16 protein-coding genes are annotated in these 14,477 nt (G+C 32.5%); 8 read left to right on the top strand and 8 right to left on the bottom strand.

Going from position 1 to position 14,477, the window contains the following annotated elements; all coding sequences use genetic code 11:
- Nucleotides 1–4: 4 nt before the first annotated feature.
- From AAGD36_RS01915 to AAGD36_RS01905, 3 genes are read left to right on the top strand one after another with little or no spacing between them, the layout of a single operon-like run.
- Complete coding sequence (locus AAGD36_RS01915; RefSeq protein WP_341755707.1) at nt 5–1,678, top strand: ribonuclease J; 1,674 nt, start codon at nt 5–7, stop codon at nt 1,676–1,678.
- 57 nt (nt 1,679–1,735) lie between these two features.
- Nucleotides 1,736–3,055 (top strand): hypothetical protein, encoded by a 1,320-nt coding sequence (locus AAGD36_RS01910; protein WP_341755706.1) that lies wholly within the window; start codon nt 1,736–1,738, stop codon nt 3,053–3,055.
- Nucleotides 3,024–3,176 carry a hypothetical protein gene (locus tag AAGD36_RS01905; RefSeq protein ID WP_341755705.1) on the top strand — a complete coding sequence of 51 codons (153 nt, stop codon included), beginning with the start codon at nt 3,024–3,026 and terminating at the stop codon, nt 3,174–3,176. Before AAGD36_RS01910 ends, AAGD36_RS01905 begins: the two co-directional genes overlap by 32 nt.
- A 216-nt stretch (nt 3,177–3,392) precedes the next feature.
- On the opposite strand, the gene tsaB is transcribed toward AAGD36_RS01905, so the two are convergent.
- Entirely contained in the window at nt 3,393–4,217 is an 825-nt protein-coding gene (gene tsaB, locus AAGD36_RS01900) for a tRNA (adenosine(37)-N6)-threonylcarbamoyltransferase complex dimerization subunit type 1 TsaB (protein ID WP_341755704.1), read from the bottom strand.
- A 57-nt stretch (nt 4,218–4,274) separates the two neighbouring features.
- Between tsaB and AAGD36_RS01895 the strand changes: the two genes are divergently transcribed.
- Nucleotides 4,275–5,687 (top strand): phosphomannomutase/phosphoglucomutase, encoded by a 1,413-nt coding sequence (locus tag AAGD36_RS01895; RefSeq protein ID WP_341755703.1) that lies wholly within the window; start codon nt 4,275–4,277, stop codon nt 5,685–5,687.
- Nucleotides 5,688–5,799: 112 nt separating this feature from the next.
- Here the strand turns inward: AAGD36_RS01895 and AAGD36_RS01890 are convergent, their stop codons facing one another.
- From AAGD36_RS01890 to AAGD36_RS01875, 4 genes are all read right to left on the bottom strand, one after another.
- Nucleotides 5,800–6,399 carry a RelA/SpoT domain-containing protein gene (locus AAGD36_RS01890; RefSeq protein ID WP_341755702.1) on the bottom strand — a complete coding sequence of 200 codons (600 nt, stop codon included), beginning with the start codon at nt 6,397–6,399 and terminating at the stop codon, nt 5,800–5,802.
- A 310-nt stretch (nt 6,400–6,709) separates the two neighbouring features.
- The gene (locus AAGD36_RS01885; RefSeq protein ID WP_341755701.1) at nt 6,710–7,060 is read right to left on the bottom strand and encodes a helix-turn-helix domain-containing protein; all 351 of its coding nucleotides are present in this window, start codon (nt 7,058–7,060) and stop codon (nt 6,710–6,712) included.
- Nucleotides 7,061–7,206: 146 nt separating this feature from the next.
- Complete coding sequence (locus AAGD36_RS01880; protein WP_341747766.1) at nt 7,207–7,338, bottom strand: hypothetical protein; 132 nt, start codon at nt 7,336–7,338, stop codon at nt 7,207–7,209.
- A gap of 310 nt (nt 7,339–7,648) precedes the next feature.
- A complete protein-coding gene (locus tag AAGD36_RS01875; protein ID WP_341755700.1) occupies nt 7,649–9,937 on the bottom strand; it encodes an ankyrin repeat domain-containing protein in 2,289 nt (762 codons plus the stop codon).
- Nucleotides 9,938–10,239: 302 nt separating this feature from the next.
- On the opposite strand from AAGD36_RS01875, the gene AAGD36_RS01870 reads away from it, so the two are divergent.
- The 4 genes from AAGD36_RS01870 to AAGD36_RS01855 all read left to right on the top strand — a co-directional run bounded on the left by AAGD36_RS01870 (nt 10,240) and on the right by AAGD36_RS01855 (nt 11,278).
- Complete coding sequence (locus AAGD36_RS01870) at nt 10,240–10,614, top strand: type II toxin-antitoxin system VapC family toxin (RefSeq protein ID WP_341755699.1); 375 nt, start codon at nt 10,240–10,242, stop codon at nt 10,612–10,614.
- A gap of 5 nt (nt 10,615–10,619) precedes the next feature.
- Nucleotides 10,620–10,772, top strand: coding sequence for a recombinase family protein (locus tag AAGD36_RS01865; RefSeq protein ID WP_341755698.1), 153 nt, complete (start codon nt 10,620–10,622; stop codon nt 10,770–10,772).
- Complete coding sequence (locus AAGD36_RS01860; RefSeq protein WP_341755697.1) at nt 10,744–10,950, top strand: helix-turn-helix domain-containing protein; 207 nt, start codon at nt 10,744–10,746, stop codon at nt 10,948–10,950. Before AAGD36_RS01865 ends, AAGD36_RS01860 begins: the two co-directional genes overlap by 29 nt.
- 181 nt (nt 10,951–11,131) lie before the next feature.
- On the top strand, nt 11,132–11,278 hold the full coding sequence (locus tag AAGD36_RS01855) for a hypothetical protein (protein WP_341747759.1): 147 nt from the start codon (nt 11,132–11,134) through the stop codon (nt 11,276–11,278).
- Between the two features lie 320 nt (nt 11,279–11,598).
- Here AAGD36_RS01855 and AAGD36_RS01845 read toward each other — a convergent pair whose 3' ends face one another.
- The 3 genes from AAGD36_RS01845 to AAGD36_RS01835 all read right to left on the bottom strand — a co-directional run bounded on the left by AAGD36_RS01845 (nt 11,599) and on the right by AAGD36_RS01835 (nt 14,472).
- Nucleotides 11,599–12,183, bottom strand: a complete 585-nt coding sequence (locus AAGD36_RS01845; RefSeq protein ID WP_341755696.1) for a hypothetical protein — start codon at nt 12,181–12,183, stop codon at nt 11,599–11,601.
- Nucleotides 12,184–12,667: 484 nt separating this feature from the next.
- Nucleotides 12,668–12,925 carry an IS4 family transposase gene (locus AAGD36_RS01840; protein ID WP_341755695.1) on the bottom strand — a complete coding sequence of 86 codons (258 nt, stop codon included), beginning with the start codon at nt 12,923–12,925 and terminating at the stop codon, nt 12,668–12,670.
- Between the two features lie 305 nt (nt 12,926–13,230).
- Complete coding sequence (locus AAGD36_RS01835; RefSeq protein ID WP_341755694.1) at nt 13,231–14,472, bottom strand: MFS transporter; 1,242 nt, start codon at nt 14,470–14,472, stop codon at nt 13,231–13,233.
- Between the last annotated feature and the right edge of the window lie 5 nt (nt 14,473–14,477).

Here is a 14,477-nt window from a genome sequence, read left to right as displayed (position 1 = left end):
TAATATGTCATTCAACATTAAAAACCATAAAAATGATTTACTATTTTTACCACTTGGTGGTGCAAATGAAATAGGCATAAATGTCAATCTATATCATTATCAAGGAAAATGGTTGATGGTTGACTGCGGTAGCGGTTTTGCCGATGATTATTTACCAGGTGTTGACATGATAATTGCTGATATTAGCTTTATTGAACGCTATAAAAAAGATATAGTAAGTTTAGTTCTAACTCACGCACATGAAGACCATTTGGGAGCAATCCAATATTTGTGGAGTAGCCTAGAATGTCCAATATATGCCACTACCTTTACAGCAAATTTTCTAAAACTTAGATTAGCAGAATATGATTTCGCTAAAACTATAAAAATTCATGAAGTAAAGCCTTCGGCAAAAATAAATCTTACTCCATTCCAACTAGAGATGATACCGCTAACCCACTCAGCTCCAGAAATGCAGGCGATTATGATACGTACAGAAGCTGGCAATATTCTCCATACAGGAGACTGGAAATTTGATAATGATCCGGTACTTGGTAAGAAAGCTGATGAAGCTCTACTAAAATCTTATGGTGATGAAGGGGTTCTAGCTTTAGTCTGTGACTCAACTAATGTATTTAATGAAGGAACTTCTGGTTCAGAAGGAGAAGTGCGTAAAAGTTTAGTAGATATTATAGCAGGTTGCTCTCAGATGGTTGTGGTAACAACTTTTGCCTCAAATTTGGCTCGTCTTGAGACTCTAATTCACGCAGGTCAGATGGCAAAAAGAAAAGTTGTCCTATCGGGAAGAAGTTTGCATAGAATTTTGCTTGCAGCACAGGAAAGTGGTTATATGAAAGATATTGCCCCTTTGATCGATGAACGAGATATAGCAAGATTTAAAAGGCAAGAACTTTTAGTTATTGCTACTGGTTGCCAAGGTGAACCTCTAGCAGCTACTGCAAAAATGGCAAATAATAGTCACCATAGTATAAAGTTAGCTCCTAAAGATACAATTATATTTTCTTCAAAAATTATTCCTGGCAATGAAAAGAAAATTTTCCGTATGTTTAATATTTTTGTGAGGTCAGGAATTGAAGTGGTAACTGAACGAGATCACTTTGTACATGTTTCTGGGCATCCATCAATTGATGAACTCAAACACATGTACTCTCTAATTAGACCTCAGATTTGTGTACCAGTGCATGGTGAGCCGGTACATATACATGAACACGCGAAATTAGCTCGTAAAAATGGTATAAAACATGCTGTTGAAGTCGAAAATGGTAGCTTATTATTACTTGATCCTCATAATCCTCGTATTTTATCCAAGGTAACAACAGGTTATTTGGCTGTTGACGGCAATTATCTTTTACCAGCAGACTCATCAATTTTTAGAACTCGTAGACGTATGCGTGATTCTGGTATAGTAGTGGCAAGTTTGGTAATAAATAAAAATGGTAGCCTTAGTTGCAGACCTATTTTATCTATGCCGGGTCTTCTTGACTCTGACGATGATGCACAGCTAATTAATATGATTAAAGATGATATTACTGAAACGATAGAAATTCAGAGGAAATCAAAAGGTAGCATTCTCAATGAACAGATTGAGAATGCTGTAAGGTCGGCTATTCGTAAGACATTGAAACATGAGATAAATAAATCACCCATTATCATAGTCAATGTGGAAAAAGCTCATTGAAAACTAGTTTATTAATCTAGTTTATTGAATGCAAGTTAACTAAGGAGATATTATATTATGACAACATATAGTTTTACATCTGATGATGCTGCACAAAATATAGATAAAGACTTACAATATGTAGCAGAGGCCTTTGATCCTAAATATGATAAAGATTGTCAAGAAAATCCTCAATCTCGTGAAAAGCAGGTTAGCAAGGATATAGAGCGTGGTGTCTTTTATCTTGAAACCCAAGATGGTAAAGTAGTAAACTTAATAAATCAGTGTAAGTTAGGTAAAGGTCAGGACTATGAGGTAACTTATCAAGATATGTATGATATATTAACAAAAGATTATCATTTATCACAAGCACAAACAAAATATATTTTATATGCAAATCACCAAGGGGGTATAGCTGGCGGTATAGTTGGATTATCTAAGTTGCAACTAAAAGCATTTAATAACTATGGATACGATCCTATGCATGAATGGCTAAGAAATGGTAGTATGTCCAAGATCACTATAGATAAAGATCATAACCTATCATATACCGGCGGACAAAATATCATGTTTGATTGTAGTATGGATGCTTTCTTGCCACAGAGTGACCTTAGAAAGATGATGGGTACGGAATTTAATAGCCAAGATTATATGGTTGTAAATATTACTGCTACGTTAGGAAAAGTAGGAGATCTTGAACCAAAAACGCAAGTAGTAATTGATGTAGCTGGCACTGGTAAGATTGCTGATCGATTTATTAGCGATATACAAACAATCCAAACAAATTGTGAGCAAAAATCCCCTCAAGCAATTATTGATAGTAATAAGGCTTTATCGAAAGAATTATTAACTGTTCCTCTTAATGAAGAGCAATATAAAACAGATATGAAAAAAAGAGTTTCAGAAATCATATCAGATGAAAGAGTGAAGCCGGAAACAATAAGCACATTTAAAAAAGCAAATGGTGCTACAGAGGCTTTAGCTGAGGTGTTGATAGAGCAAATTGATCAAGCAATCGCAACTCAAAAAGATAAAAAAACAGGAAAATTAAGCTCACAATCTATTAATGACATTGCTAAAGAAGTTGCGGAACAGTTAAATAAGTTTATCGATAATCCAAATAAATATACAGTAAAGAAATTTACTAAGCAATTAGTAAATGATCAAGCTGCATCATCGAATACGACAATGCCAAGGAAGAATTTTATTAAAAGAATTTGTGAATATTTAAAAGACAAATGGCATGGATATTCTGATGACAAGAGCAAACTACCATTAGCTGAACAATTGAAGAATGAAGCAAAATTTGTCGGGCAAAAAGCAAAATCTTATATGTCATCTAAAGCACCAACGTTACCACCACATAATGAAAAAACAGAAGGTAAAGGAAGAGGTTAGGAAAATTTTTAATAGACTTCTTGCAGCAGTAAAATTAGACTTGCTGCATAAATCAAAGATAGTTGAGGGATTTTTAGGAGAAACGAAGCCGGCTACCTTCGCGTACACTGCTCGTAAATGAAGAGTTGGTAGACGATAGTATAACTTCAAGAAGAGCTAGGCAGTAGCAAAGTCGAGCAGCGTAGCGTACATTAGTACGTGAGCAGCTTCGATCTTTGGTCGCGGGAACGCCAATTCTTGAAGTTCTACCTGAGTATACACAGACGTACGTGAGGAGGAGCGGAGGCGAGTTTCGACGACAAAATCACCAACTAGATTGACTTATGCAGCAAGTCTATTATGTAAGAAGTCTAATCTTCGCATCAGCTGGTCTAATATATAACGGCTCTATGGAGTTAGAGAAATTGTGCTTCCTTATTAGACCTCTTGCGAAATTCGCTTCTGCTAGGGAATTTGTAGGAGACCCTTCACCTTGAACCGCAGCGTACTCAAATGTACGTGAGGATTCGAGTGCCGGATCGACGCACAAATTACCAGCAGAAGTAGAGTTACGCAAGAGGTCTATTTTATCGGCTATATATTTACATATATGCAGTGCCTTAACTCTAGTAAAACGAGGTAAGATTGTTAAATTTTTTATATCCCTAATCTTGTCGTATATCATCTCTACCCCACTACCTGCACAGACATTAATAGCAGCATTTTCTGTATTTAATAATTCCACAGCTTGGTCATAATTTATCAGTGAAGGAATAGAAGCTTGTTCATTTTGGTCAAAAACTTGGCTATATAATTGCCCTCTATATGCATTGAGAAAAATAAAAATTTTATTATAATTTTTTACTTGCCTGCTGGCTCTCCACCAGGAAAACTCAAAATTAGATATAGTAGTGCCTATTATATCTGTACTTAGCAAAATGCCTTTTGCCACTGATAAGCCTATTCTAATGCCTGTAAAACTACCTGGACCGTTTGTAACGGCTAAATAATCTAGGTCATGATAAGAAAGCTTTGCTATTTTCAGCGCTTCTTCAATCATTGGCACGATAGTTTCAGCTTGCATAGAAGACCTTAATTCCTCAATATAGGCTAGAATAACCTGATCTTCAGAGATTGCAACAGATGCACTATTATTTGCCGTATCAAATGCTAAAATTTTCATTTATAATATATACTGCTATGATTTCAAGTTTTGTAAGTATACTCAATTATAATGACAATGGAAATAAATAGAACAATTTTTAGATTGTACGACATTCGTGGCAGCAGTCTAATAGATATTAATCCAACTATTGCTTATAAAATTGGCTTTTGTTTTACCAAAATGCATATATCAAAGCAAGGAAATGAAATATTTATAGGACGTGATGGTAGATTAAGCTCCCCTGCCCTTTACCATGCGTTGGTTAATGGCATTATTTCAGCTAAGGGGAAGGTTACCTCAATAGGTATTGTACCCTCCCCTGTTTTATATTTTGCTGATAAAATATTTAAGCCACAAGCTAGCATAATGATAACAGGATCCCATAACCACAAAGATGATAATGGCTTTAAGTTGTTATCACAAGGAAAGTCTTTTTTTGACCAACAAATACAAGATTTACTGAATAATATTCTAAGTCAAGATTGGTCCACCAATCTTATTATACCAAAAAATTTTCTAGCACTAAGTAATATACGCAATTTAAATGTTACCGATAAATATCTAGATAGGATTTTGCAAGGAATAACTATATATCCTCAAATAAAAGTCGCATGGGATTCTGCCAATGGTGCGGCTGGAAATATTATTGACTTATTAGCATTAAGATTACCCAACAAAAATATCGTTATAAATTCAGAAATTGATGGTAATTTTCCTAATCACCACCCAGATCCAACTATTCCCAAGAATCTAGAACAACTAATAGAGATAGTTAAGACTGAGGATTGCGATATTGGTATTGCATTCGATGGGGATGGAGATCGTATAGGCATTGTAAGTAAGAAAGGACGAATAATTTTAGGCGACCAAATCCTTGGTATATTGGCAAAAGATGTAATTGAGCAAAATCCAAATGCAACTATTATAATGGATATCAAATCAAGTAGCAGTATATTTAATCAAATTAAGTCCTATGGTGGAAATGTGATAATGTGGAAAACAGGTCATTCCTTTATCAAAGATAAGATGCAAAAAACTAAGGCGTTACTTGGCGGTGAAACTAGTGGTCATATATTTTTTGCTGATAAATATTATGGATATGATGATGCAATTTATGCTGCCCTACGGTTTGTTGATTTACTATCAAGGTCAAAAAAAACTTTGGACGATATGATAGATGAGTTACCTAAATGTTATAGTACCCCTGAAATTAAGATTTCTGTATCAGATAACCTTAAATTTGATATTATTCAGCAAATAAAAGAGGATTTAAACAGTAGAAATATCACTTTTAACGATATTGATGGTATAAGGGTTGACTCACATAATATGCCCAATGAATCTCAAGGATATGCATGGTGGTTACTAAGAGCTTCAAATACTGAAGCTAAAATTATTGCTAAATATGAATCAGATAGTTTGGAAAAACTAAATAGTCTAAAACTAGAGCTTTCATCTTTACTAGCCAAACATGGTTTGAAGCTATAGCTAACCCGAAAATATTTTAGCTATATACCCCAATTTTGGATAAGAATTGACAAACTCTTATCCAAAATTCGCGTTAACCACATATTTTAGCTACTCAATAACACTATGCACTTCATACTTTACGCAAGTTGTCTTGATAAATACGATAAAGGTTTATAATTGTTTGCTCATAATCAATAAGTTCTTGTATAGTCCAATTAAAATTGGTAAAGATGTCGTACGCTTTATTTAGCCCAGTATTAATAGCAGCCACATTCAACATGCCACTAGGCAGTAACTCTCTTATCTTTGCTGCCTGTATCTTTTTATATTCATTGTGATTTGCTGTACCAAATTCTGCTATATCATGCATCTCATTGGTTCGTACCTGCATTTCCACATCACGTCTAGGGTTGCCGACACTCGTAACAATATGCAAGGAACGATAACCATTATCTTTAGGATAATCAATATAATTCTTTTTCTCTGTTGTTTTAACAGAATAGATGCCACAGATAATATCTAACACTTTATAACAATATTCTAGCTTATCAACTATAAATCTAAAAGCAACTAGATCCGTTAATTCGTTAGTCTTTAGTATCATCTTATTTAAGGCAGAACAAGGGTCTTTTAATCTATAATATGTTGTTGCTGCTATATCATGTTCACTTAGCTTAGTACTAATAATATCGGCTATTTTATGTAAATCGTTAGTATCTTGAAATTGCATATTTGATATTCTAGTTAAGTTGTCGTGAATTTATTTCTAAAATAATGTTATGGAGTCTTTGATGCTAACAAATAAAAATAAGCTTGTCAATTGATAGAAAGTTATTTATTGAATAAGTATATAGGCAATTATACCTACTAAGAATAGACTTCTTTCGAAACTCTACTTCTGCTGGTGATTTGGACAATGATGCGGTACTCGAACCCGTAACGGAATTAGAGTATACTCGGTGAACTTCAAGAATTGGCGTCGTCGTGTCTAAAGATATCCGCTGCTCACGTACTAATGTACGCCTAGCAGCTCGACTTTGCTACTGCCTAGCTCTTCTTGAAGTTATACTATCGTCTACCAACTCTTCATTTACGAGCAGTATACGCTGTGGTTCGAGGTGAAGCGTCTCCTTCACACCCTTGCGCACAAGCGAGTTTCGAAAGAGGTCTAGTATAAGATTTTCATCAACTTCACTTCTTTTTTGAAAAGGAAAGTTTTTGGGCTTACTACTAATATCACACAAACCATTTTTACCTAATACTTCATAGCGTTTGTACCACTTGCGTAATGTAAAGCGTGAAATACCATAATGTTCGCATACCTTTCCTGCATGCTCTAACTGTTTATATAACTTAATCCAACTCAAACGCAACTTAATCTTAGCATCCATTACAAATGACCTTGTAAGTCCCTAACTTAACTCCTATTATAACAAGCTGTAGTAATCAAGTTTTTTAATAATTAGATACTATTTTATCTTACATCTTTGTTGTAACAAGGTCTATAAATCACACATTTCATATTATCAAAAGAAAACTAACTTTCAAAAATATCAGAAAGTTTTGATAATCCCATTTCTCTTTCCTTTTTTTCCGATTGAAGTTTTGTTGGTTTTTTGTAAATATTCCTAGTAATACCAGTTTTCCGGTTAGTGATCTTATTAGTCACTACTGGTTTAAAAGAAAACCTAATAGCAACAACTTTACGCCCTTTTTTAATTTCTTCAAATCTTAAACTATGTCATAGTTAGCGTTAATTTCTTTGCAAGCATGAGCAAAGGTTTTTGACTTAAAATGTCCATAAAACAACTAGACTATTAGGATTTACTATTTAAAAAATCTAAGCGATTTAAAGTATCATACAAAGTAGAACCTCTAATGCCAGATTTTCTACAGATAGAAGTTTGGTTTTGCCAATTTTTAAAGTTTATGTTATTACAAATGCACAGCAGTTTGTTTGGTGCTTATAACTTCAATTTTCACGAATCAAATAATATCAAGTCTGAGCATGCTCCTAAGTTACTTACATCACTTGTACAAACAGCCTTTGTATCCTTAATTATATCAGTTAATTTTAAATATCTACAAACCTTAACTAGTACATCCGTAGGCATCTCGAATCCTTCTTCAAAAACACATTTTGTCTGTACTACTTTAGTAATCTGAAAATAAGAATCACTAATACGATTATTTAGTTTTACCAATAAATTATTAATATCACTTGTATTATCAATTTCACTAGCTTTTAGTCCTTGTTTTATATAATGTATAAATAATAAATTTTCTCTCACCTCTTGATATTGTTGCAAAATATTTCTATGTGAAGTATTTAATGACAGTGTTTCATCAACTATAATAGGAATAACACATGCAGATAGTTCGTCAAGTGCTTGTCTATAATCAACAAAATTTTGATTGTTACTACTATTAACTAAATCTAGAACAGATATATTATTATTGTTTTTTATATCAATATTAGCTCCTTTGTTTAGCAAAATCTTAAATATCTCAATATTATCTCTCATTACTGCAATGTGTGACGCAGTATTGCCATTTTTGTCTACTAAATCAATATTAGCTCCTTTGTTTAATAGATGTTGTACTAAATTTCCATAGTACACAGCTATATGTATCAGAGAAGAGGAATAATTAAATGGACCACCTTCATATTTGCATAAAGAATTAACCTCTTGGTGCTGTTTCTCCAATAAAATATCTAATAATTTAGGACAGTCATTATGTATTGCCTTAGATAATAAGAGAGCAGAAAAGTCAACCGCATAAAAATATCCATCCATCTTATCCTTATGTTCTAACAAGTACTCCAGTATTTGATATTGTTCTTCTCTTATTGCAACATCTATTGGATATTCATTATGATATGCAACATTAACATTATCACCATGTTTTATTAGCATCTTTACAATATCAATCTTACCCTTTGTTATCATAACATGTAATAAGGGCGTTGCGTTGCACTCTGCATTTCTTGGGTTAGCATTTTTTTCTTCTAACAAAAATTTTACAATCTCATTGTGATCATTCACTACTGCTGTAACTAATAAATGTGTGAGGTCATCATGAGCTTTGTAATCAAACAACAACTTCACTATATTTAAATGACCATGATATATTGCTGATTCCAACGGTGTTTTTTGCCTGTGATCTTTAGTATTAGGGTTAGCTTGGTGTTGTAACAGAAACTTAACCAGGTTAACATTACCATCAGATGATGCTATGTGTAATTCAGTTCGTCCACTATAATCTATAGCATCAACATCAAGATTAGTAATCTTGGGTAATAACAATTGTACTATTTGAGTATTATCATTTTTTACTGCTTTAAATAATTCTTTTTTAGTTACTGTTTGCAATTTTGTTAATAATAATTTTACTATCTCAGTAAAATTATTAGATATTGCTGTATACAAGAGAGAATTGTGTAAGAACGCAATATTAACATCAGCACCACCATTTAATAATAACTCTACTATTTCATTACTATTTGATTTTACTGCTATATGTAATGAAGTCTCCCCAGAAGTTCTTTTAGCGTTAACATCAGCACCAATATTTAATAATAACTTTACTATTGACTTTTGGTTATTCTGTGTTGCTACATGTAATAGAGTGTTACCTGAAGAATTTTTAGCATTAACATCAATGTAGTACCCTAATAATAATTCTACTATTTCTACATTACCTTGCTTTATTGTTGTATCTAATATACTCCTTACAATATTATGATCAATATTACGTCCTAAACATACATTTAGTGCATGAGTATCATTCTTTTGTATAAGTTTATACAATATTATAGAATCTATAAAGTCATGATTTAAAGATGGTTCTTGCACAGAAGATGCTCTAGAGCTTATACTTACCAGCTCTGACAGTGATGTATCTACAATAGGAATACTAGAAGGTACACTTTTTTGGGTAACAAATTTCTTTGGTACAACAGATCCTCTAGAAGGGGTGCTTATCTGTCTTGAAAATGTTGATGGTATATGCTCTACAGATAATCTATCTACAAATGATTGTTTGAAATCAGAAAATATGTGACTCTCTTGATTTTGGTTGTCAGTTAGATTCTTAAGTAAAGCTAGTTGACATTTTGACAAATCTAAATTTTCTAGATTTTGTTCGTTGTTACTAACAATTTCTATACATTGTGTTTTATCTTCTGCCTGAATTGCATTTAACAACTGTTCTCTTAGAGATGGTTTTTTTTCTCCACTAATAAGACGCTTCAATTTTTTATACATATCTTTCTATATCCTCATTCCTTAGAGACCATTCAAAATCAGGGGCAAAACTAAATTTGAATTAGAAAACTACGCCAAATCATTGGCGTTATATCTTTAAGATGTACTTTAAATTGGTAAATCTTAGTATTGTCAGACATATAAAAGCAATTTATCAGTTACATCAAATACGATAAAATATGTTTCAGGTGTTATAGGTTCATTTTATAATATATTTTTATAAAAAGCTAGGCATATTTTTAGCAAAATTTAGCTTTGCCCCTGATTTTGAATGGTCTCCTAAAAAATGGTCGTTAAAAATAGTGTTTGATTCTTCTGCTCTTATAATGCTATTTGCAAAAGAACTTGGATATGAATCCATAAGGCAGCATATGAAATATGCAATAATCTCAAGTGTAAATATTGCGGAAGTATACAAGTACTGTATTGAAGTACAAAATTTAACAGAAGACGACTGTAGAGACCTGATAAAGCTTTCCGGTATCAAAATTATAGATTTTTGCGAAGAACAAGCATTAATAACCGCAAAAATAATCAAAAAGACAAAACAGTATGGTCTATCCTTAGGAGATAGGGGGTGTATTGCTTTAGCAATGTTTAAAAATTACCCTATACTTACTTGTGATAAGATATGGCAAAAAGTTGACCTTGATATTGAATTCATAATGGCAGTTTAAAAGAATTGCTTGAAACAGTAGAGTATCTTAAGAAAAATAAGATTGGTTTGATGTCTCTTGAAGAAAAGATTGATACCTCTTCTGCTGCTGGAGAACTTGTATTCCATGTATTCGGTGCTATTGCCCATTTTGAGACGACTAATTTCAGAACGCACTAAGGAAGGAATCAATGCTGCACGTTTAAAAGGTAAAACTCCCGGGCGTCCTAACTTAGATAAAGAAAAACTTGATGCAGCATTAAGATTAATTAAAACCGGAATATCCCCTACTAACGCTGCAAAACAATTACAAATGGGGCGGTTTACAATATATCGTGAATTAAAATATACTCAATAGGGCTATCGGTAATGGTTGGATAGATTTTGTAGAAACTCGTTCTCTTTTCATTCTTGTATTGTAGTTGTCACTTTATCGTTTTGATGCTATTATATTTCCTATAAAGTTCTAACTTTTACTATTTTTTGACAACAAAAGTTCCGCCTCCAATCATTATGAGAACTAAATACTAGGACGCACAATGATAGATACAAATCAAATTATAAAAAACAATACTATACTAGAAAGCAAGTTGTCAAAGAAACTCCTTGATAATATTATAGCTCATATTGAATCAGCTAAATCTCATGTGGCAAGTTATACCAATTCGGCATTGGTACTCCTTTAAACGATAAAGTGACAACTACAAAAATAGACCTCTTTCGAAACTCGCTTGTGCTGAGGGATTTGAAGGAGACGCTTCACCTCGAACCGCAGCGTACTCTAATTCTGTTACGGATTCGAGTACCGCATCGGCGTACAAATCACCAGCAGAAGTAGAGTTTCGAAAGAAGTCTAATGAAAAGGGAATGAGTTCCCACAAAATCTATACAACCGTCACCGATAGCCTACTCACAGGCTTCTTGCCGCCTAAAATTTGAGGATAGAGGCTTTTTAAAGATTTATTTAGTTAACTATGACGATGCCAATCGTAGGTTGTATAAAAACTTACTTTTTCATATTTGTTTCTTCATGTATACTATTGATAAAATCATCTGTATATAAATTAGATGCATTCCAATCAGGATACGAAACAGCATGAATTCCATAATATAAATGACGATGATGCACATCACATAATGGCATCATATTATCCTGATGATGATCTATCCAAGCTAAAATAGCTTCACTATCCATAAATGCCTTATACAGTTGAGATTCTGGATGTAAGCGAGCAAGATGAGACCTAAAAAAATTATTAAATTTATTTACATCTATTGCATTAGCCAAAGCCCATTCAATATGAAAATGATGCAATTCCATTTGTCTAGCTTGAAAGGGATTTAGTTTTGAATCTTGTTTTGTATCAAGATTAGATAAAACTTCATTATTAGTACCACAAATAACACAATGAGCATTTTCTTCTATTATTATTTTATCACGTACTTTAATATATTCATGTGTTGCTGTACGTTTTTCATGTTCTGGATAAAAATCCGCTTCTGTAAGTTTTTTAAACCCTCCATGGATTAATATACTTTTTTTTATTGCTTGTTCATGGTTAGAAGATTGATAATTAATATTATTTAACATAATAACTGTTCCTGTATTACAATGATTTTTGTTTATTGATTATAAATAACTTCATAGTATTCCACAATTTTGTGGAAAAGATTGAAGAAATCATGTTGAATAAGTGACTGAGAATCATTAATATCCACTGAGAAAAAATAACCGGAGAGATAATGAATACTCCCACTATATGAAATATTATACATATTTTTGGATTGGCATCCAGCACAAATTAAAACATTTGCAGAATTAATTTGTGCAGTAACAAGAGTTAAAACAATAAAACAACAAATTTTATGTAATTTCATATTTTATCTTTGGGTATGCTAAAAACTTGTTATCAATAATATGATTTATAATCATATATTATGACTAATAGTTGTTTAACATAAAATATTTGTTTGGCTAAGAATTTATGGATAATTTTTTACAAAATTACTCACAAATCCTCAGCTACAACTGCCTAGTAGCCAGATGGTGCACCATCCAACACTAACAATTAGCCCTAAGTTTTAGTTGACATCAAATAAAACATTTGTGTGATTGGATAAAAAATTTTCAAAGCTGTCCACATAGTTTTTATACCTGGAAGAGAAGAGTGTTTTGTATATTTGTATCCACTAAGTCTAGCAATTAATAAAACTACCTCTTTTATACTAGGTTCAATTTTTGGTATTTCTAATTTGTGATACATATATATAGCTTGCCACTCATGTTCTCTAAAACATTTACTTGCTCTGTTATTGTCATCACTCCGACCCATAAAAATTACAACCCTATATTTAAACAATTTACCCAAAAGCTATCTAGTAAGGGTAAACCTACTAAGGTTATTATTGTTGCTATTATGTGTAAATTATTACATATTGTCTTTGGAGTAATTAAAAATAATTCTATCTTTAATCCTATTTTAATCCTTGACTCTTAATACAGTATCAGAACCCACCGTCAAGTTAACTTGAGTTTAACAAAAAATGAGTATTTTGTAAACGATACTATGCTGCTTACAGACCGAAAATTTTGTTAAAATTAGGCGTTTTTCAGTTAATTTGACGGTGTCGTTAAAACTTATATTATATTTTTATATGTTTCTTTGTAAAAAAATATTATAAAAATAGCTAAAATAGCTAGGAAGGTTAAATAATAAGACATCGCTAATCTATCTCCTGTAACCTGATATATCCAAGCACCAATCATAGGGACTGTCCCTCCAAATATTGCTGCACTTATGTTGCATGATAGTGCTACTCCTGTAAAACGAACACTAGTTGGAAATAGTTCTACTAGAATCGTTGGTATTGCACCCATATGAAATGCTACTATTACAGCAAATAAAATTTGTGCTGTAGTTGCAAGATAATAAGATTTAGTATTTATCATGAGAAAAATTGGGTAGGTGAGTATTATAAGTGCTAGGCAACTGAAAAGAATTACAGGTTTGCGTCCTATCTTATCTGAGATGTAGGCAGTAATAGGAAAAGTAATGATCATGGTAACTAAAGTTAAGCTTCCTAATGTTGAGCATTCAGCTTGGCTATATCCAAGGGTTAACATGTAGTTTGGAATGAAAATAGTTGCAGCATAGAAAGGTGCTGTAACATTAATATAAAGACCTATTGCTAACCAAAGTTTTTTCTTATAGTTTAATAGTAGTTCTCGCAAAGGGTATTGTAAGACTAGTCCACAATCTCTTACCTTGGCATATATTGGGGTTTCTGATATGCTATTTCTTATGTACATTCCTATCATACCAACAAAAAAACTACTAATAAAAGGTAATCGCCACCCAAAAGACCATAAATCTTCTTTTGATAACAAGGAACTGAGTAAATAAGCAATTATTATCCCTAACAACATCCCTAAGCATTGACTAATATATACAATACTTCCAATTATACCCCTGTTATTTGCTGGTGCATGTTCTGTAAGGTAAATAACGCAACCACTAAATTCCCCACCTAATGAAAATCCCTGAACTAATCGTACTAGAGTTAAAATTATTGGAGCAACTAAACCAATTGAATTATAACTGGGTAGTAATCCTATTATGGTAGTAGGAACTACCATTGTCAAAATACCTATAACCAAGGAAATACGTCTCCCAAATTTGTCACCAATATTACCAAAAATAATTCCTCCAAGAGGTCTTACCACAAACCCAGCTGCAAATATTGCAAAAGTCAGTATTTCACTAATAGAGCTATCTGGCAAAAATTTTTGTTTGAGTATATAAGCAAACTGAGCATATAAAATAAAATCATACCATTCCAATGCATTGCCAATCATACAGGTCAAAACAATTTTTTTCATAAAAA

Source organism: Candidatus Tisiphia endosymbiont of Ptychoptera albimana, assembly GCF_964026605.1.
Lineage (GTDB): Bacteria > Pseudomonadota > Alphaproteobacteria > Rickettsiales > Rickettsiaceae > Tisiphia.
Note: the sequence above shows the minus strand (reverse complement) of the source record. Positions and strands in the feature narration are given on the sequence as shown.

Excerpts from the sequence above, each read along its gene's own strand:
- AAGD36_RS01845 (WP_341755696.1), bottom strand. The coding sequence starts at position 12,183 with ATGTTAAATAATATTAATTATCAATCTTCTAACCATGAACAAGCAATA.
- AAGD36_RS01855 (WP_341747759.1), top strand. The coding sequence starts at position 11,132 with ATGATAGATACAAATCAAATTATAAAAAACAATACTATACTAGAAAGC.
- AAGD36_RS01835 (WP_341755694.1), bottom strand. The coding sequence starts at position 14,472 with ATGAAAAAAATTGTTTTGACCTGTATGATTGGCAATGCATTGGAATGG.
- AAGD36_RS01885 (WP_341755701.1), bottom strand. The coding sequence starts at position 7,060 with ATGGATGCTAAGATTAAGTTGCGTTTGAGTTGGATTAAGTTATATAAA.
- AAGD36_RS01840 (WP_341755695.1), bottom strand. The coding sequence starts at position 12,925 with ATGGGTCGGAGTGATGACAATAACAGAGCAAGTAAATGTTTTAGAGAA.
- AAGD36_RS01890 (WP_341755702.1), bottom strand. The coding sequence starts at position 6,399 with ATGCAATTTCAAGATACTAACGATTTACATAAAATAGCCGATATTATT.
- AAGD36_RS01905 (WP_341755705.1), top strand. The coding sequence starts at position 3,024 with ATGAAAAAACAGAAGGTAAAGGAAGAGGTTAGGAAAATTTTTAATAGA.
- AAGD36_RS01875 (WP_341755700.1), bottom strand. The coding sequence starts at position 9,937 with ATGTATAAAAAATTGAAGCGTCTTATTAGTGGAGAAAAAAAACCATCT.
- AAGD36_RS01915 (WP_341755707.1), top strand. The coding sequence starts at position 5 with ATGTCATTCAACATTAAAAACCATAAAAATGATTTACTATTTTTACCA.
- AAGD36_RS01895 (WP_341755703.1), top strand. The coding sequence starts at position 4,275 with ATGGAAATAAATAGAACAATTTTTAGATTGTACGACATTCGTGGCAGC.
- AAGD36_RS01910 (WP_341755706.1), top strand. The coding sequence starts at position 1,736 with ATGACAACATATAGTTTTACATCTGATGATGCTGCACAAAATATAGAT.
- tsaB (WP_341755704.1), bottom strand. The coding sequence starts at position 4,217 with ATGAAAATTTTAGCATTTGATACGGCAAATAATAGTGCATCTGTTGCA.